Annotated in this window: 15 protein-coding genes; 13 read left to right on the top strand and 2 right to left on the bottom strand. The window is 67.0% G+C overall.

Annotated elements, in window-relative coordinates:
* The first annotated feature begins 42 nt into the window (after positions 1-42).
* The 3 genes from GRX01_RS03425 (at position 43) to GRX01_RS03415 (ending at position 3,376) form a co-directional block, all read left to right on the top strand.
* Positions 43-852, top strand: a complete 810-nt coding sequence (locus tag GRX01_RS03425) for an alpha/beta fold hydrolase (protein WP_159663482.1) — start codon at positions 43-45, stop codon at positions 850-852.
* A complete protein-coding gene (locus GRX01_RS03420) occupies positions 845-2,515 on the top strand; it encodes an AMP-binding protein (RefSeq protein ID WP_159663481.1) in 1,671 nt (556 codons plus the stop codon). The genes GRX01_RS03425 and GRX01_RS03420 overlap by 8 nt, the downstream gene beginning before the upstream one ends.
* Positions 2,516-2,671: 156 nt before the next feature.
* Positions 2,672-3,376: a helix-turn-helix domain-containing protein gene (locus GRX01_RS03415; protein ID WP_159663480.1), complete on the top strand. Its 705-nt coding sequence runs from the start codon at positions 2,672-2,674 to the stop codon at positions 3,374-3,376.
* A gap of 72 nt (positions 3,377-3,448) precedes the next feature.
* Here GRX01_RS03415 and GRX01_RS03410 read toward each other — a convergent pair whose 3' ends face one another.
* Positions 3,449-4,084 carry a type 1 glutamine amidotransferase gene (locus GRX01_RS03410; protein ID WP_159663479.1) on the bottom strand — a complete coding sequence of 212 codons (636 nt, stop codon included), beginning with the start codon at positions 4,082-4,084 and terminating at the stop codon, positions 3,449-3,451.
* 220 nt (positions 4,085-4,304) lie between these two features.
* On the opposite strand from GRX01_RS03410, the gene GRX01_RS03405 reads away from it, so the two are divergent.
* The 7 genes from GRX01_RS03405 (at position 4,305) to GRX01_RS03375 (ending at position 12,275) form a co-directional block, all read left to right on the top strand.
* A complete protein-coding gene (locus GRX01_RS03405) occupies positions 4,305-5,735 on the top strand; it encodes an ABC transporter substrate-binding protein (RefSeq protein ID WP_159663478.1) in 1,431 nt (476 codons plus the stop codon).
* Entirely contained in the window at positions 5,736-6,620 is an 885-nt protein-coding gene (locus tag GRX01_RS03400) for an ABC transporter ATP-binding protein (protein WP_159663477.1), read from the top strand.
* Between the two features lie 122 nt (positions 6,621-6,742).
* The gene (locus GRX01_RS03395; RefSeq protein WP_159664023.1) at positions 6,743-7,435 is read left to right on the top strand and encodes an ABC transporter ATP-binding protein; all 693 of its coding nucleotides are present in this window, start codon (positions 6,743-6,745) and stop codon (positions 7,433-7,435) included.
* On the top strand, positions 7,432-8,487 hold the full coding sequence (locus tag GRX01_RS03390; protein WP_159663476.1) for a branched-chain amino acid ABC transporter permease: 1,056 nt from the start codon (positions 7,432-7,434) through the stop codon (positions 8,485-8,487). Before GRX01_RS03395 ends, GRX01_RS03390 begins: the two co-directional genes overlap by 4 nt.
* Before the next feature lie 193 nt (positions 8,488-8,680).
* Positions 8,681-9,880 (top strand): branched-chain amino acid ABC transporter permease, encoded by a 1,200-nt coding sequence (locus GRX01_RS03385; protein WP_321167896.1) that lies wholly within the window; start codon positions 8,681-8,683, stop codon positions 9,878-9,880.
* Positions 9,873-10,907, top strand: a complete 1,035-nt coding sequence (locus GRX01_RS03380; RefSeq protein ID WP_159663475.1) for a 3-oxoacyl-ACP synthase — start codon at positions 9,873-9,875, stop codon at positions 10,905-10,907. The genes GRX01_RS03385 and GRX01_RS03380 overlap by 8 nt, the downstream gene beginning before the upstream one ends.
* 207 nt (positions 10,908-11,114) lie before the next feature.
* Positions 11,115-12,275, top strand: coding sequence for a hypothetical protein (locus GRX01_RS03375; protein WP_159663474.1), 1,161 nt, complete (start codon positions 11,115-11,117; stop codon positions 12,273-12,275).
* Between the two features lie 879 nt (positions 12,276-13,154).
* Here the strand turns inward: GRX01_RS03375 and GRX01_RS03370 are convergent.
* On the bottom strand, positions 13,155-14,150 hold the full coding sequence (locus GRX01_RS03370) for a hypothetical protein (RefSeq protein ID WP_159663473.1): 996 nt from the start codon (positions 14,148-14,150) through the stop codon (positions 13,155-13,157).
* A gap of 224 nt (positions 14,151-14,374) precedes the next feature.
* Here GRX01_RS03370 and GRX01_RS03365 point away from each other — a divergent pair, with 224 nt between their 5' ends.
* From GRX01_RS03365 to pstA, 3 genes are all read left to right on the top strand, one after another.
* A complete protein-coding gene (locus GRX01_RS03365; protein WP_159663472.1) occupies positions 14,375-15,580 on the top strand; it encodes a PstS family phosphate ABC transporter substrate-binding protein in 1,206 nt (401 codons plus the stop codon).
* A gap of 64 nt (positions 15,581-15,644) precedes the next feature.
* Positions 15,645-16,778 (top strand): phosphate ABC transporter permease subunit PstC, encoded by a 1,134-nt coding sequence (gene pstC / locus GRX01_RS03360; protein WP_159663470.1) that lies wholly within the window; start codon positions 15,645-15,647, stop codon positions 16,776-16,778.
* Positions 16,778-18,406: a phosphate ABC transporter permease PstA gene (gene pstA, locus GRX01_RS03355; RefSeq protein WP_159663468.1), complete on the top strand. Its 1,629-nt coding sequence runs from the start codon at positions 16,778-16,780 to the stop codon at positions 18,404-18,406. The genes pstC and pstA overlap by 1 nt, the downstream gene beginning before the upstream one ends.

Genomic DNA, 18,406 nt, shown 5'->3' with positions numbered 1-18,406 from the left:
TGAAGCGCCCGCTTGAAGGTGGCCCGTGGACAGGCATCCTCCATGCAAACGGCGGATCACGACGGCGTCGCGATCGCCTACGAGGAGCGCGGCCGCGACCCCGCCGAGGCGGAGACGGTCGTCCTGTGTGAGGGGCTCGGCTACGGCCGCTGGATGTGGAACTGGCAGGCCGACGCGCTCGCGGAGTCGTACCACGTGGTGCTGTGGGACAATCGCGGGACCGGCGAGTCGGGCGTGCCGGAGGGGCCGTACACGATAGGGCAACTGGCCGGCGATCTGGAGGCCGTGCTCGTCGACGCCGGGGTCGACGCGGCGCACGTCGTCGGCGCGTCAATGGGAGGAATGGTCGCCCAACGGTACGCACTGACGTACGACCGGGCGCGGTCGCTCGCCCTGTTGTGTACCTCTCCGGGCGGTCCCGACGCGATCCCGACGCCCGAGTCCACGCTCGAGCGGATGTTCTCCGTTCCCGACGACGCCGACGAGCGCGAGGCGATCCGGTACAAGATGGCGCCCGCCGTCAGCGACGGCTTCTTCGAGGACAACCCGGATCTCGTCGAGCGGATCGTCGACTGGCGGCTGGAGTCGGACGCGCCGCCGAGCGCGCGGGAGGCACAAGGTGCAGCCGTGGAGGCGTTCGACGCCAGCGATGAACTCGGCGCGGTCTCGGTCCCGACGCTCGTCGCCCACGGCACCGACGATCGGGTGCTTCCCGTCGGGAACGGCGAACTGCTCGCCGAGGCGATCCCCGACGCCGAGGCCGAGTTCGTCGAGGGAGGCTCACACCTGTTCTTCATCGAGGAGTCCGAGCGCGTGAACGACCGACTTACCGCGTTCCTCGACGATGTCTGAGGGATCCGGGCGCCAGTCCGGAACCACAGGGGGCGCGCGACCGGCGGGTCCGGACTGGGTCGGCGACTGGTCGGGTCGTCGCGCGGCGCTGTCGCCCGAACGCGTCGGGCTCGTCGACGGGAGCTCCGGCCGGGAGTACACGTACGCCGAGCTAAACGACCGGGCGGTCCGGACGGCCCGGCTGCTGCGCTCTGCGGACGTGGGGAAGGGCGACCGTGTGGTGACGCTCTCGCGGAACCGACCGGCGCTCGTTGACCTGTTCTTCGCCACGGGGAAGATCGGCGCCGTGCTCGCGCCGCTGTCGCACCGGCTGGCGCCCCCGGAGGTGTCCGAACTCGTCGCCGACACCGACCCGACTGCGGTCGTCGTCGAACCGGGATCGGCCGATCTCGTTACCGACGCCCTCAGCGACGCCGACGTCGATATCGACGACACGCGGGTGTTCGTCGTCGGCGACGACACGGGCGCCGTCGAGACTGCGGCCGACGACCTCGACGGCGAACCGTTCGAGGAGGCCAGGTCGCGGGTCGGGACCGGAAGGGACACGACCGAGAACGGCGCAACCGAGGCCGACGCGTGCCCGGGGGAAGGCGACCTCGATCGACCCGAGGTGTCGCTGTCGGATCCACACCTGTTCCTTCACACCGGCGGGTCGACCGGGACGCCGAAGCAGACGGTGATCCCCCACCGCGCGGTGTACTGGAACTCGATGACGACGATCGCCGCGTGGAACCTGCGCGGGGACGATGTGACGCCGATGCCGTTCCCGCTGTTCCACACCGGCGGGTGGAACGTCCTCACCGTTCCGCTGTTCCACGTCGGCGGCACCGTCGTCATCGCGCGGGAGTTCGACCCCGGGCGAGTCCTCGACGTCGTCGACGACCGCGAGGCGACCGTGCTCGTGGCGGTGCCGGCGGTCCTGCGGATGATGTCCGAGCACGACGCGTGGGCCGACACGGACCTCTCGTCGCTCCGGTTCGCCAAGTCCGGCGGCGGCCCCTGCCGGCGGTCGGTGCTGGAGACGTGGTGGGACCGCGGCGTGGACCTCTCACAGGGGTACGGTCTCACCGAGTGTGGCCCGAACAACTTCGCGATGCCGGACGACTGGCCCCGCGAGAAGGCGGACGCCGTCGGCGTGCCCGCACCACACGTCTCCGCGCGGATCGTCGACGCCGACGGCGAACCCGTCGATCGGGGAGCGGTGGGCGAGCTCGAACTGTCGAGCCCCGCGGCGGCCGACCGCTACTGGAACGCGCCCGCGGAGACTGCCGAGACCTTCGGCGACGGATGGGTCTCGACGGGCGATCTCGCGCGCGTCGACGACGACGGCTACTACCACATCGAGGGGCGCAAGAAGAACATGTACGTCAGCGGCGGCGAGAACGTCTTCCCCGCCGAGATCGAGAACGCGCTCACCGACCACCCGAAGGTCAGGGAGGCGGTCGTCATCGGCGTGCCCGACGACACCTGGGGCACCGTCGGGAAAGCCGTCGTGCAGGGGGACGACTCGCTCACGCTGACCGAACTGCGAGCGTTTCTCGACGGTCGGCTGGCGGGCTTCAAACATCCCCGTCATCTCGCGTTCGTCGAGGAGTTCCCCCACTCCGGACCGTCGAAGATCGACCGAGAGGCGGTGCGCGAACGGTTCGGCGGACAGCGGTGATCGCTCAGTGGCGGGAGAGGGCGCTCCGTCGACTGAACAGTCGTCGCCCCCGGAATCGCGATCGGCGAACTCGGCGCCCGGAGTATTCGGCGGTCGCCACCAACACAAACAATTATGTAGGTATCGGCCAATCGTGCACCGATCGGAGGGAGCACCATGATCGATGTCACCCTGGACATGGAGCAGTACGACTGCCCGTTCATCCACGCCACCGAGGAGCACGACCTCGCGTTCTCGGCGGTGCACTGGGAGTTCGATACGGCGACCGAGTCACTGGAGACGCGGATGGTCGTCGAGGGCGACGACCGGGAGTCGCTCGGCCGGGGGTTGACGGAACTGCGCGAACACGACGGCCTCCGGGAGTACTCGCTCATCTCGAAGACGGGTGGCGTCGGCCACATCCGGACCGTCATCGACGAGACGGCCGCGATGTCGACCGTCCGCGACGGCGGCGGCTACATCACCGGTCCCTTCTACATCGCCGACGGCTCGGAGCTGTGGCACGTGGGCTTCGACGACCGCGGGGAGGCCGACGGGACGCTCTCCCGGCTCGACCGCGACAACGAGTACGAGGTGCTCGAACGCGATGAGCCGGAGCTGCCGGAGCTACAGAGCTTCATCCAGAACGCCGGCGCCGCGATGACGCTCATCGAGGGCTGTAAGGACCTCTCGGACGTCGAACGCGAGACGCTGGAGACGGCCGCCACCGAGGGGTACTTCGAGAGCCCACGTTCGGCCACGCTGGGCACACTCGCGGAGGAGTTCGACGTGTCCAAGCCCGCCGTCTCGAAGAACCTCCGGCGCGGGCAACGGAAGATGCTCCAGCGCGTCGTCGACGCGATGGGGGAGTTGGAGGAGTGACCTGTCCAGCGATCCCGTCGACCGATCCCCCGTCGCGTACGGACACCCCGTGACTCGGTGTGTGTTCCGGACTCAGTCGTTCGCGTACGACTCCACGAGGTCCGCGAAGTTCGCGAGCGTTCGAGTGGCGGTCGACTCCTCGAAGGAGCGGGCGGACTCCTCCCAACCGTCGTACTCGTCGACGATCCGGGGAGTGAACTCGGGGTGGTACTGGACGGACCAGACGGGACTGTCGCGGTGTCGGGTGGCGAAGTACTCGTAGTAGTCCGCGCGCCCGATGACCTCCATCCCGTCGCCGAGTTCGGTCACCACGTCGGAGTGGAGGACGGGCACGGTCGGTTCGACCCCGTTGAACAGGGGTTCGTCGTCGAACTCGGCGTCACGGAGGTGGAGACGAGTCGTCCCGCTGTCCTCGACCGCCCCGCCGAGCGCGGCGTTCAGGATCTGGTGGCCGAAGCAGATGCCGAGCGTCGGCACTCCCTCCTCGACGAGACGACGCGCCAACCGCTTCTGATCGGCGATCCACGGTTGGTCCGGTTCGTCGTAGACGCCGGCGCCGCTCCCACCGATCACGACGCCGTCAACATCATCGAGGTTCGGGTCGCCGTCCTCGTTGGGGTAGTTGTAGGCGCGGGCTTCGGGAAGGAAGTGTACGATCTCGCCGGCCATGTAGCCGCCGTCGACCGCGTTGTCGAGTACCAGTATCATGGACGCGTCATTGATGAAGTCATGCTGTCCGGACCGAGATATGGTCTTCGACGCGGGGCAGGGGCGTCTGTGTGAGGGCCACTCATGGGACCGATCGAGCGTTGTGAGCCACCGACCGGACCAATGGACCCGTACCTGTCGAAGTCAGTGTGTGCGAGCGCCCGCTCGTTCACATGTTAACCACGCAGTTCTTGCCGGATACCTCATAGTATCGCAGTGTATGAGTGAGCGTATCACACGGCGGCGAACGCTGGCGGCGCTGGGAGCGACCGGTATCGCCGGCCTCGCCGGGTGTTCGGGCGGTAACGGCGACGGAACAGAGACCGACGGGGATACCATGGAGACGGACACTGAAGCCAGCGAAGACATGGACGGTACGACAACAGACGGTTCGAGCGGAGCGTCGGGAACGGTGAAGATCGGCGTGCTCCAGCCCATCTCCGGGGACCTCCAGTACTACGGGCAGCAGGCCCTGTGGGGGTTCTCCTCCGGGATGGCGTACAAGGCGGGCGGGGAGCCGCAGGTGTCCGCGGAGACGGGGACCCAGACGGTCACGGTCGGCGACGTGGACTACGAACTCCTGATCCGCGACACGCAGTTCTCGGCTGACACCGCGCAGTCGCTCGCGACGAACCTCGTCACCGACGAGGACGTGGACATGCTGTTCGGGCTCACCTCCTCGGGGGCGGCCACGCGCGTGAGCCAGACGGTCGCCAAGCAGGCGGGCGTCCCGCTGATGATCGGTCCCGCGGCGTCCGCCTCCGTCACCTCCGAGTCGGAAGCCTGCGGGGAGCAGGTGTTCCGTGCCTCGGAGAACACCGCGATGGACGCGCGTTCGGGCGGCCGGTACGTCGCCCGGGAGTCGGACGTCTCGCGGGTGTACCTGTTCGGCGCCGACTACTCGTTCGGCCGCGCCGTCGTCAACAACTACGAGGAGGTCCTCACCGCCGAGGGCGTCGAGATCGTCGGCAAGCGCTTCGTTCCGCAGGGGTACAGCGAGTGGGAGGGCCTACTCGACAACGCCGCCGAGGCGGGCGCCGAGGGGATCGTCGGCGGCTTCACCGTCGCCACGCTCCCGGCGCTGTTCACGTCGTACCTCAACGGCGACTACGACTACACGGTGTTCGGCGGCTTCGCGACCGAGATCACCAACAACGTCGTCGGCGGACTCCTCCAGAACCAACTGGGCGAGCCGCTCACCCAGGAGAAGCTGGACGGCGCCGGCATCGGCCCGTTCACGACGCGCTACCACTGGAACCAGTACGACAACGAGATCAACTCCGCGTTCGTCGAGGGGTACGTGAACGCTTATGGGAAGGTTCCGGACCTGTTCACCTCCGGAACCTTCACCGCCGCCTCCGCCATCGTGCAGGCGGTCGAGGAGAGCGGCTCCACCGAGGGCGCCGACATCGCGTCGGCGCTGCGCGGGATGACCGTCGCGGACACGCCGAAGGGCGCCGACGCGTACACCTTCCAGGAGTACAACAACCAGGCGCGTTCGGAGATGACCGTCGCGAACGTCGCTCCGACTGCCGACGAGTGGAGCGATTCGTGGGGCGCGCCGATCCAGCCGAGCGACCCCGTCGCGCGCATCTCGGCCGACGAGACGACGATCCCGGCCGACAGCGACAGCATGAACTGCTCGCTGTAGATGCTCCGCACGAGCGGTCTCACGAAGCGGTTCGGCGGGCTCACCGCGGTCGACGACGTCGACTTCGCGCTCGAGAGCGACGAGCTGTGCTCGCTGATCGGCCCCAACGGCGCCGGAAAGACGACGTTCTTCAACCTCCTCACGGGGGTGCTGGAACCCACCGAGGGATCCGTCGAGCTCCGAACGGGAGCGGGGCGCGTCGAGGGCGACGACGGCGAAGGGGGTGCGAGCACGGGGGACGACGGGAACGGCGCCGACGGTTGGCGCGACATCACCGGCGCGGAGCCGCACGAGGTCGCCTCGCTGGGGGTCCACCGGTCGTACCAGGTGACCAATGTGTTCCCCAACTCGACCGTGCTGGAGAACGTCCGTGTCGCCGCGCAGGCCGCCGGCGGCGACGGGATGAACTTCTGGCGAAACGCCGGGCAGCTCGAGGAGTACATCGAGGAGGCGTACGCCATCCTCGATCGTGTCGACCTCGCCGATCGCGCCGACGAGCCCGCCAGCGCGCTGTCGCACGGAGCCAAGCGTCAGCTGGAGGTCGGCGTCGCGCTCGCGGGCGACCCGGACGTCCTCCTCCTCGACGAACCGAACGCCGGCGTCTCCTCGGAGAGCGTCGACCGCGTCGTCGACCTGATCGAGGACGTCGCCACCGACCACGCCGTACTGCTCGTCGAGCACAACATGGACATCGTGATGGAGGTGTCCGACCGTGTCGTCGTGTTGAATCAGGGCGCGGTGATCGCTGACGACGAGCCCGCGGCCGTCAGGGACGACCCCGCGGTCCAGCGGGCGTACCTCGGCGGGTACGAGCCCGGGAGCGCCGACGACGGCGCGTCGTCCGACGCGTCCACCGGCTCGAACGACGGAGGTGAACCGGCGTGAGCTCGGACGCGGGTCCGGATTCGAATTCTGATGCGAGCGTCGATCCGTCACAGGACACCGGCGAGAGCGCCGCCGACCAGTCGTCGGGCGACGGGCCATCGAGCGAGGAACGCGACGAGCCACTGCTCTCGCTGTCGGGCGTCGAGACGTACTACGGCGACAGCCACGTGCTCGAGGGCGTCGACCTCGACGTGTACGAGGGCGAGGTGGTCGCGCTGATGGGTCGAAACGGCGTCGGCAAGACGACGACGCTGCGCTCGGTGCTGCAGCTGACGCCTCCCCGCGAGGGATCGGTCCGCTACCGCGGCGAGGAGTTGGTCGGCCGCGACACGCACGAGGTCGCCGCCCGCGGTCTCGGGTGGATCCCGGAGGACAGGCGGATGTTCGGACAGCTCACCGTCGAGGAGAACGTCCGCGTGGCCGTCCCGGACGCCGACGACGCCGACGCGGCGTTGGAGCTCGCGTTCGAGACGTTCCCGGACCTCCGGGAGCGGCGCGAGGCGAAGGCGGGAGACCTCTCGGGCGGCCAACAGCAGATGCTCTCGATCGCCCGCGGACTCGTCGGCGACAACGACCTGCTGCTCGTGGACGAGCCCAGCGAGGGGCTGGCGCCGCTCATCGTAGAGGCGGTCGCGGAGGCGCTGACCGAGGCGGCCTCCGACACGACTATGCTGCTGGTCGAACAGAACCTCCCGCTCGCGCTCGACGTGGCCGACCGGTTCTACGTGCTCGACCACGGCACCGTCGTCGACGAGGGCGACACCGACGCCGTCAGCGCCGAGGGCGAACGACTCCGGAGGTACCTCTCGGCATGAGCGCCGGTGTCGCGCTCGCGTCGCTGGCATCGCTTGCACCCGCCGGACCGTCGATCCCGCTGCAGTTCGCGGACGCGTTGATCGAGTTCCTCTCGCCGACGACGCTCGTGGACGTGATCCTCCGCGGGATCGCTGAGGCGAGCCTCTACGTCATGATCGCCGCCGGGCTGACGCTCGTGTTCGGTCTGATGGGAGTCCTCAACTTCGCCCACGGTTCACTGACGATGCTCGGCGCGTACCTCGGCGGGCTGGTACTCGTAGTTGCGGTCGCACAATCGACCGGCGGGGTCGGGCGACTGCTGGCGTTCGGCGTCGCCGTCGTCGTCGCCTTCGGCGCGCTTGCAGCGTTAGGTGGTGGGATAGAAGTCGGACTCGTCAGACCGATCTACGACCGGCCGCCGCTGTATCAGATCCTGCTTACCTTCGGCGTGACGCTGGTCCTCGACGAACTGGCGCGCATCGTCGTCCTGTTCTACGGCCTGCAGCCGACGACCGTGTGGCAGGACGTGCTCGGGACGAAGCCGGTCGTTCTCGCCGAGTCGGTCGGCGCCGCCGGGGTCTCCGTGAGCGGGCTGGAGCTGTTCCAGATCCTGTTCGGTGTCGCGACCGTCGTCGGGGTGCACCTGTTCCTCACCCGGACGCGGTACGGGCTGTACGTGCGCGCCGGCGGCGAGGACAGCGAGATGCTGTCGGCGCTTGGCGTCGACGTGAACCGCGTGTTCACCGTCGTGTTCGCGCTCGGGACCGGCATCGCCGGGGCCGCCGGCGTGCTGCTTGCGTGGGACCCCTCGTGGGGCGCGTCGGTGCCGCTGGCCGCGGAGACGCTGCTGCCGGCGTTCGTCGTCGTGATCGTCGGCGGCCTCGGGACGTTCCGCGGCACCGTCGTGGCGGCGCTGATCGTCGGCCTCGTCGACTCGTCGATGACGTGGTGGTTCCAGAACTTCGTCGACTTCACCGGCCTGCCGGAGATGGTGGTGTTCCTCGTGCTCGTGATCACGCTGATCGTGAAGCCGCAGGGGCTGTACGGCGTCTCGGAGGTGGGGGGCCATTAGCTCCCCCGACGACGGCGCCGTCGACGGGGCCGGTTCATCCGAGACGGCTATCTGCGACGGCGGGGAAGCCGTAGACGCGACGGCAGACACCGAGGCCGGCGGCGACGCCGCGGCCGCGATCGAGCGGTACGGCGGCGGGACTGAGGCCGCGTGGTACCGGCAGTACGCGGAGGATCACCTCGTTCACCTCGTCGTGGTGCTCGCGTTCGCGCTGTACCCCGGCGTCTACGCCCTGCTCGCGGACTCCGGCCTGTCGACAGAGGTCGTCGCGGTGCTCCCGCGGATCGAGACGCTCGTCGTCGTGCTGTTCTTCGGGCTGTTCGCGATGTCGTTCGACTTCATCAGCGGCTACACCGGCTACCTCTCTTTCGGCCACGCGGCGTTCTACGGCACCGGCGCGTACGTCGTCGCGCTCGGAGCCAACGGGAAGCTGCCGGCGCTCGGCCCGGAGACGCCGTTCATGCTGCTGCTCGTCCTCGCGGGGGTCGCCGCCGCGGTGCTGGCGCTCGCCATCGGCAGCGTGTCGTTCCGACTGTCGGGCGTCTACTTCGCGATGATCACGCTCGGTTTCTCGCAGGTGCTGTACGTGTTCGTCCGCGACTGGGACTTCGTCTCCTCGGCGCCCCGCGACGGCGTGGCCGTGACGGGGACGCTGGAGGGGTTCCGGATCGGCGTCCCCGGCGTCGACGGCCTGAACGTGGCAATCGGGCAGCTGACCGGCGACTCGATCGAGGGGCTGTTCGGCTTCATCAACCTGTCGCCGACCGAGGTGTCGTTCTACGCGATCGGCGCGGTCGTGCTCGTCTGTTACCTCGCGATGCAGCGGCTCGTCCACTCGCCGTTCGGCCGGACGCTGATAGCGATCCGGGAGAACGAGGAGCGCGCCCGGGCGATCGGCTACAACACCTACGCGTACAAGCTCGGCGCGTTCGTCGCCTCCGGATTCTTCGCGGGGATCGCAGGCGCGCTGTTCGTCGGGTTCCGGCGCTCGGTGACGCCCGAGAACGGCTTCTACTTCCTCGTCGCCGGCGACGCGCTGCTGGTGTCGATCATCGGCGGCTTCGGCACGCTCGCCGGGCCGCTGTACGGAGAGCTGTTCGACGCCAGCGTCCGGGAGTTCCTCTCCAAGGAGGGAGGGGGCGGCGGCCTGCTCCCGTACCTCCGCGCGAACGTCGGCGACGCCACGCTCGCGACGGAACTCTACAACGGGCTCACAGTCGCCGAAGCGATCGACACGTTCCTGAACGGGCACGCCGCGCTGTACGTCGGCCTGCTGTTCGTGCTGTTCGTGTTGTACGTGCCCAACGGCCTGCTCGGCACCGCCCGCGACCGGATGGACGGGACGCTGGCGAAGGCCGTCCCGCGGCGAGTGCGGCGGTGGTTCGATGGCTGAGGGTCGGACCGTCGGCCTCACCGGCCTCGGCACGTACGTCCCCGAGGAGGTGCTCACCGGGGAGGAGATCGCCGAGGTCAGCGGGATCCCCGAGGAGGTCGTGGTCGAGAAGATGGGCATGCGCGAGAAGCACGTCTGCGAGCCCGACGCAGACCACGTCTCGGACATGTGCGTCGCCGCCGGGCGGGATGCGCTGGCGGACGCCGACGTCGACGCCGACGACCTCGACCTCGTCCTGTTCCACGGCAGCGAGTACAAGGACCACGTCGTTTGGTCGGCCGCCGCGGACGTGGCCGAGCGCCTCGGGGCGGACGACGCCTACGCCCACGAGTCGTATGCACTGTGTGCGGGAGCGCCGATCGCGATCCGTCACACGGCCGCACAGCTCCGCGTCGGCGACATCGACCGCGCGCTGTTGGTCACCGCGAGCCGCGAGGAGGACCTCGTCGACTACCGCGACGGGGACGCGAGCTTCATGTTCAACTTCGGCTCGGGCGCGGCCGCGACGGTGCTTGAGGCCGACCCGGCAGCCGACCGCACCCGCGCCGTCGTCCGTGAGTCGGCGGCGACGACCGACGGGAGCTTCTCACGGGACGTGGTGATGCCCGCGGGCGGGTCGGGGAGGCCGCCGAGCCGCGAGACCGTCGAGGCGGGCGAGCACACACTCACCGTCCCGGATCCGGACGACATGAAGGAACGACTCGCGGACGTGTCCGCGCCGTCGTTCCTCGCGGTCGCCGACGACGCGCTGGCCGATTCGGGGTACGAGCGCGAGGACGTGGACTTCCTCGCGCTCACGCACATGAAGCGATCGTTCCACGAGTACCTGTGTGGAGAACTCGGCGTCGACGAGGACGAGAGCTACTACCTCGACGACTACGGCCACGTCCAGAGCGCCGACCAGGCGCTCGCACTCCGGGAAGGACTCGACCGCGACCGCGTCGACGACGGCGACGTGGTGCTGTTCCTCGCGGCCGGTACCGGCTACACGTGGGCGGCGACCGTGGTGGAGTGGGCCGATAGCTGACTCGCCGAGTTCTGTTGAGAGGTATCGGCTGGACACGAACCGCGGTGAAACAGGTGGAGAGTCGATCGTTCGGATCCACCTCGGGGACAGAGGTGCGAGAACAAGTCGCTGCACAGCGAACGGACACATACCGTTGTGGTTGGAGATCGACGAGGGTCCCGCAAGCGATGCAGGGTTTATTTGAGCAGCCTCGCGGTGGGTAGACCAGTGACTGACGCGTTCGCAGACAGGAGCCTCGCTGAGCACCGGCGTGTTTTCGAGAAGATATGGTGGCAAAACCCCGAGCGTCAGAACGCGACTTCCTCGTCTTGGTGGTTCTTTCTCCTGTTCCCGGATGGCGAGGAAGGCTACGGCCCGAGACAGCTCATGTTTTCGATAGCCGCCTGTGTCGGTAACGAGTGCCGTGTGAACGACCTCCCGCCACGGGGGATGGACTCCGATCGTTCCGTCGTCGACGGCGTGGACAGGTTCAACGCGACAACGGTCGGCTGGAGCGGAGATGACGACGTGGTCCACGACCATGTCGTCAGGCAGCCGGCCGAGGCGGTACTCTCTCGCGAGGACCAGCGTCTCGAGGCCTGGGCGGACCGCGAGGACGGGAGCAGACGCGGGAGTGAGATGGCGGCGCTCTCGGACCGCCCTCTCGGGCTGCGAGCCCACGTCATCGGCGACGACGCCGAGGCGGAGTTCGAGGCGTGGGGAGCCCTGGACTCGAAGATGACCTCGCCACAGCTCTCTCTGGATATCGACACACCACTGGGTGGCGCCGAGGTCGTTGCGTGGCGCCGGATGGAGTTCGAAGGGGAGTTCGACCTGCCCGACGGGCCCGAGACGCTGTCCGGATCGTGTTACTTCCAGCGCGTGTGTTTCGACGTACCGCTGATGCCCTGGAAGTGGATCTGGGCGATCTTCCCGGACGGAACCTCGTTTTCGGTGTTGATCCCGTTCATCGGGCCGCAACTGTTCCGGCGGGGGTACGGATTCCTCTCCTCGAACAGACTGGAACGGTTGACGATACCCCTTCGACAGTCCGGGTTCTGGAACTGGGGCTCGAAGGACGGGCACGTCGAGTTCGATACGCTCAGTGTCGAGCCGCTACTGGGAACCGGCGAGCACCCTGATTTCGACGTTCGCGTCGAGAACGAGGACGGCGATCACGTGCGGTTCGTCGCCCGGACCTATGGCCATGCGCGAAACTGGCTCGACCGACCGAGACTTGGGGGCCGGTTCACGTCCCACTGGAGTTACAACGAGTACATGTTCCGGATGGCCGGACTCGCCGGACGCATCGGAAGCACGTCGATCGACGCCGAGTCGATGGGTACCGGATTCGGAACGTTGGAATACAGTACCGGGCTGGGTCTGTGAGCCACCAGGCGTTCCACTAGTTCGACAAGCGGCTCTGTTGTCCATGCAAGAGACAGATGACTCACTTACCGCAATAGCAGCTAGCAGAATTGGGGAAATTTTTAGCAATCTTACGCTTGGCTATTTTTTATTCGACGTCGGTCAGCGGTACGATTATATAGTGTTGGAACTTTCCGCGTTGTATGGATTCTGATAAGTTCGCTGAGATCCTCAGGGAGCAGCGAACCTCTAGGACCGCCAAAAGGTCGGACGGGCACAATAACACAATTATGAAAGAGATCAAACACAAGCCATACATTGAGTGTCCTAGGTGTTCGAATTGGAAACTTGCGGCTCACATTCGTAAAGAACGTGAAACAAAAGGAATCACGAAAACCGCTACCCGGTGGGAAGTCGTCAAACGGTGGTGGGAATGTGGTGAGTGTGCTGCGACGTTCGACGTAAATTCCTCTTAAGAGCAGGATGCTGACGACGCCAGTGACGACCAAGAACTATCGAAACCATAATTTCAGATCCATTAATGGAAATCGGCTGAGAATATTAATCATTATATAAGATGCATTAATCAGTATCATTATTTAAGATGTTAATTCAGGAGATGATTCCGTACGAGATACACGCATTGTATTCAGTAGAACCGTGTGAATAGCAACGAGATCTTGCAGAATCTACAGCGATGCAATTGCAGTACCTTCCTATCGGCTACTTCAGCCGTGTATCGCTGAATCGATGAAAGACGTACTGGTAGATGCAGGGCACGTGGCTCACACGCCTCTCGATTGATAGAAACAGTTCACCTACAAATCGCTCAGTAGTGAATGCCTCCCATTCTGCGGCTGAGCTATGAACGTGCACGCCACCACCACTCGAAAGGAGTATTCACTTGACAGTGTCGCGGATCTCTTTCAGAGCTGTTAGTACGGCGCTCCATTCGACAGGCGGTTCGAAAGTGGACAGTTCCTCGTCGAACACCGCCACGTTTTGATCGAACCGATCACGCCATTCCGGCCGGGAGAGCGTGTCGAGGCGGTCGGCCGCGGCGGCGAGTCGCTCGTCCAGTTCGTCGGTCCGCTCGCGCACCTCACGGTCCACTGGGTCGTCAGGATCGGCGTCCCTGCGGTCGTCGACCGTGGCGATGTCAGTGGCGGCGGCACGGATGTCGGCCGACTGAAGCGCCAACACGCGGCGGCGAATCGCGCAGTCGGACCACTGTTCGGCGTCGTCGGCTCCAGTCCCGGCGAGATTCGAAACGTCGTCCTCCAGTGCCGCGACGGCGGCGGCCAACTCCTCGGTGTCGGCCCGGAGTTCGTCGTGTCGAACCGACGGCCGCGTGAGCCACCGACCGAACGACTCGATTTCCTCCGTGAGTTGGTCAGCCTCGTTCTGGAGGCGGGTCGCTTCCGTGTGGATCCGTCCGTATTCGGCGGCGATCTCGTAGAGAATGACCGCCTCGTCTGCTGTCGGGGGCACCGCGACGTCGACGGCCTCCGTCCGATCGACGAGGGCGCGCAGGTCGTCGTCGAGGGTCTCGACCGCCGACTTAACCCGTTCGACGTCGGCGGTGTATCCGTCGAGGCGGGCCGCAACGCTCGGCACGTCGGCGACCCCGCTCGCGTCAGTTCTCGCCGATTCGAGTTCCAGTCCGGAGAACTCGATCCGTGTCGCGGGCGTCGAGACGACCTTCGAGAGCTGCGCCATCGCGGCGGTCACGCTCGCTCCGGTGACGACTCCCTCCGACGCGATCCCGCGCAGGGTCGCCGCGACCGCCTCGGTCTCATCGGCGTCGATCCCGTCGGCGGCAACGACCTCTTCGGCGATCGCCTCGACGGACTGGCCTCCGTCTCGGTCGCCGTCGACTCCCTCGGCGCGTTCCATCGTGGTCGGTACTCGCCGTGCGCTCGACAAATAGTTTCGGTAGTTGACGTGTATATATTCGGATACGTACGCGTCGCTACCGGACGGATGTCCTATATATCACACCGGAACTGGCACGAGCGGTACCGGGAATTCTGACTACGATGGTACGCTCGGTGGGAGTATCCCGGTCCCGGTACCCCTATTATAAACCCCTTTTTGTCAATTCGATGTCCGTCCAGGTGATGTCACAGGATACGGCGCAGGCCGGGCACGTCTCGCGGAGAAAGTTCCTCGTCGCCACGGGGGCGGCCGGCGCGACGGGGCTTGCGGGCTGTTCCGCGTCGAGCGACGACGCGAGCAACGACGCCTCCGGCGGCTCGGGTGGCTCTGGCGGCAGCGACGGTGGATCCAACGACGACAGCGGATCGGCCGATGGCGACGGAATGAACACATCCCTGCTCAACGCTGAAGGGTCCTCGACGGTGTACCCCATCTCGAACAAGGGAAGCTCCTACTGGAACTCCAACGCACCCCCGAGCGACGGCGAGTACTGGGGGTCCAACTCCGAGAGCACCGTCCCGGGCTGGGAGGAGCTGGGCCAGCCGGACATGATGATCGCGGACTACTTCGCGAGCCTGGCCGGCTTCGAGCCAACCGAACAGCGGTCGGATCCGCCGTTCCCGACGACAGTCGGACTCTCGCACTCGGGGACCGGCTGTGAGGCGGTCGTCGACGGCCTCGTCGACATCGGCAACTCTTCTGGCCCCATCACGGCCGAACTGGACTGGAGCGAGGAGCGTAGGGACGAGGAGGTCGTCGACCACGTCGTCGGCCGCGACGGCCAGCCCGTCGTCGTCAGTTCGGACGTGTCCGACGCCGGCGTCACCCAGCTCACCGGCGAGCAGATCCGGCAGATCTTCCAGGGCGAGGTCGACAACTGGAGCGACCTCGACGGCGTCGACTACGACCAGGAAATCTACGTCATCGGCCGCGCTGAGGGCTCCGGTACCGACACGGCATTCCGGCTCAACATGCTCGGCGACGCCGACGCGCCGATGGAGGTCGACACTCGGCAGGGCCAGAACCAGCAGGTCGCCCAGCTCGTCTCGCAGAACGACGGGGCCATCGCGTACATGGCGCTCGCGTTCACCAGCGAGGAGGTCACGCCCATCGGGATCGACTTCAACGGCACGCTGTACGAGCCGGACCCGGACGCGGAGAACACGATCTTCGACAGCGAGTACCCCCTGAACCGCGACCTCCACATGTACACGAAGATCACCGAGGACACCCCCAGCGGCACCGACCGCCGCGAGGCCGCGTTCCTCAACATGTTCCTGACCGACTTCGGACAGAAGCTGTTCGTGGAGGACGTGAACTACATCCCGCTGCCGACCGCCGACATCGAGTCCGAGCGCGAGAAGCTGAGCGACTGGATCGACTACTGAGTCGGCGGCGGTCGGCTCCGCACTCCCGCAACAGCGCGGAAGCGAACGACATTATTTAATTGAAATGACAGCAGACACGGAACGGGTAGCATCGGGCGTTCGGGGGGGCCTCCAGCGGCGGGTTCGCCAGGGGAGAGACTTCGTCGACGAGACCGAACCGGCGGCGCTCGCGGCCGTCGTCGTCGCGGTCGGGTCGATGGGCGCCACGTTCGTCGGGTTCCTGCTGGTCTCGTCGCTGACCGTCCTCCCGTTCATGGTCGCCATCGCGGCGATCGGCTACGGCTGGATCAGACATCAGGACGTCACCGCGCGCGTCGTGACGCTGATGATGACCGTCTCGACGATCCTCGTCCTCGCGCTCATCATCGTCTTCATCTTCATGGAGTCGATCCCGGTGATCGCCTACGAGAGCGCCACCGTGTTCGGCGTGAGCGTCCCCGGGCTCCGGATGTTCATCGAGCCGCGGTGGGACGCGGTGTCGGAGCCGGTCCGGTATTCGATGGTGCCGATGATCCACGGGACGGTGATGGTGACGGTCATCGCCACGGCGGTGGCCGCGCCACTGGGGGTCGCCGCGGCGCTGTTCCTCTCGGAGATCGCGCCCCCGATGGTACGGGAGGTGGTCAAGCCCGGCGTGGAGATCCTCGCCGGGATCCCCTCCATCGTCTACGGGTTCATCGGGTTCACCATCTTGAGCCCCTGGGCGTCGACCCAGTTCGACATCAACGGGCAGGGGACGTACCTCTTCGTCGGCATCGTCGTCGGGCTGATGGCGCTGCCGACGGTCGTTTCGGTCGCCGAGGACGCCCTCTCGAGCGTCCCCGAGTCGATGAAGAGCGGGTCGCTCGCGATCGGCACGACCGACTGGCAGACGATGACCTCGATCACCCTTCCGGCGGCGTTCTCGGGGGTCTCCGCGGCCGTGCTGCTCGGCGTCGGCCGGGCCATCGGCGAGACGATGGCGGCGACGGTGATGTTGCGCGGGGTACCCCGTCTCACGGACCCGCTGTACAACGTCTTCTACGGGCAGGAGACCCTCACGTCGATCATCGCGCGCAACTACGGCGACGCCGACGGCCTCCAGATGGACGCGCTGTTCGTCGCCGGCGTCATCCTCTTCGTCACCGTCCTCATCATCTCGATCGGCTCGCAGTACATCGAGTGGCGGATGAGGGAGAAGTTCGGGGGTGAGATCTGATGGCGGGCGCGACGCGAACCGAACTCGTCAGGCAGGACACCTCCGGAACCGACGCGGTCGCCGCCGTGGCCGTCGCGATCTCGGCGCTGCTGTTCGGGCTGTCGATCGTGGCGCTCGCGGACCTGGTGTCGATCACCGGTTCGGTCGCGGGCGTCCCGACCGTGTCGCTGCTGGGGGCCATGCTGGTCCTGCTCGGCGGGGCCGTGATGGCCTTCGGCGTCGGCTCTCGCCTCGAAGCGGTGTCGACGACCCCGGACACGACCGCCGGGCTGGTCGCCGGAGTCGCCGCCGGCGGCCTGTGGTTCGCCGTCGGCAGCGGTATCGGGAACGTGCTGGTCGGCGGTCTCGGAGCCGCCGTCGTCGGACTCCTCGTGGGTGCCGTCGCCTTCGCTGCGACGGTCATCCCCCGCGAGGACATCGGCTCGACGGTTCCGATCGGGGCGTTGCCCGTGCTGACCGGACTGGTGTTCCTGACCGGGACGCTCGGCCCGGAGTGGGTGTTCGATCTCGGCTGGGAGCAGGGCGCGTCGCTGACCGCCGAGTTCGTCATCCCGGTCGCGACCCTGTTCAGCGCGATGATCGCCGGCTGGGCGGCCGCGAAGGCGTACGGCGGCTTCGGCGCCCGCGGTCGACACTTGGGCGCGTACACGCTCGTCTACCTGAACGCGCTCTCGATCGTCGCGTTCCTGTTCGTCCTCGTCGCGTTCACCGTCGTTAAGGGGGTCCCCGGACTGCTCACGGGCGCCCAGTTCGGTCCCGGCGCCGGGCCGTCGACGACGCTCGGGCTGTTCGGGCTGGAGCTGAGCGTTCGGTTGCCGTTCTCCGTCCCCTTCGTGATGAACGGCGTCGCGCTGTTGAACGACTACCAGGGCGTGCTCCCGGCGATAGTCGGGACCGTCTGGCTCGTCGTGGGCGCGGTGCTGTTCGCGGTGCCACTCGGGGTCGGGGCGGCCGTCTTCCTCACCGAGTACGCCGAGCGCGGCCGCTTCACGCAAGCCGTCGAGGTCGCGACCAACGGGCTGTGGTCGACGCCGAGCATCGTCTTCGGGCTGTTCGGCTTCGCGTTCCTCGTTCCGCGGTTCGGGAACGGCAAGTCGCTGCTGTCGGGGATGATCACGCTCGGGTTCATGCTGCTCCCGCTGGTGTTGATCACCAGCCGCGAGGCGATGCTCTCGGTGCCCGACGAGTACCGCGACGCCAGCGCCGCCCTGGGTGTGAACAAGTGGCAGACGGTCCGCAGCGTCGTGCTGCCGGCGGCGTTGCCCGGCGTCGTCACCGGGGTCATTCTCGGCGTCGGCCGCATCGCCGGCGAGACGGCCCCGATCCTGCTGACGATGGCGGGTGGGACGTTCATCCCCGGCAGTCAGACCGTCGACGTGATCGGCGGCTTCGAGTTCACGGCGTCGCCACCGTTCGTCGCGAACCCCGAGCTGCTCCAGGCGACCTCCGCGCTCCCGTACCAACTGTTCGCGCTCATCACGGCGGGCGTCGGCCTCGGCGAGAACGTCGCGAACCCAGACGAGTTCCGGTGGGCGACCGCGCTCGTCCTCTTGATGGTCGTCCTGTCGTTCTACGCCATCGGCATCGCCGCGCGATACTACTTCCGGCGGAAGCTGCGGTACGAGTGA

It is taken from the genome of Halobaculum saliterrae, assembly GCF_009831625.1.
In the GTDB taxonomy this organism is placed as follows: domain Archaea; phylum Halobacteriota; class Halobacteria; order Halobacteriales; family Haloferacaceae; genus Halobaculum; species Halobaculum saliterrae.
Note: the sequence above shows the minus strand (reverse complement) of the source record. Positions and strands in the feature narration are given on the sequence as shown.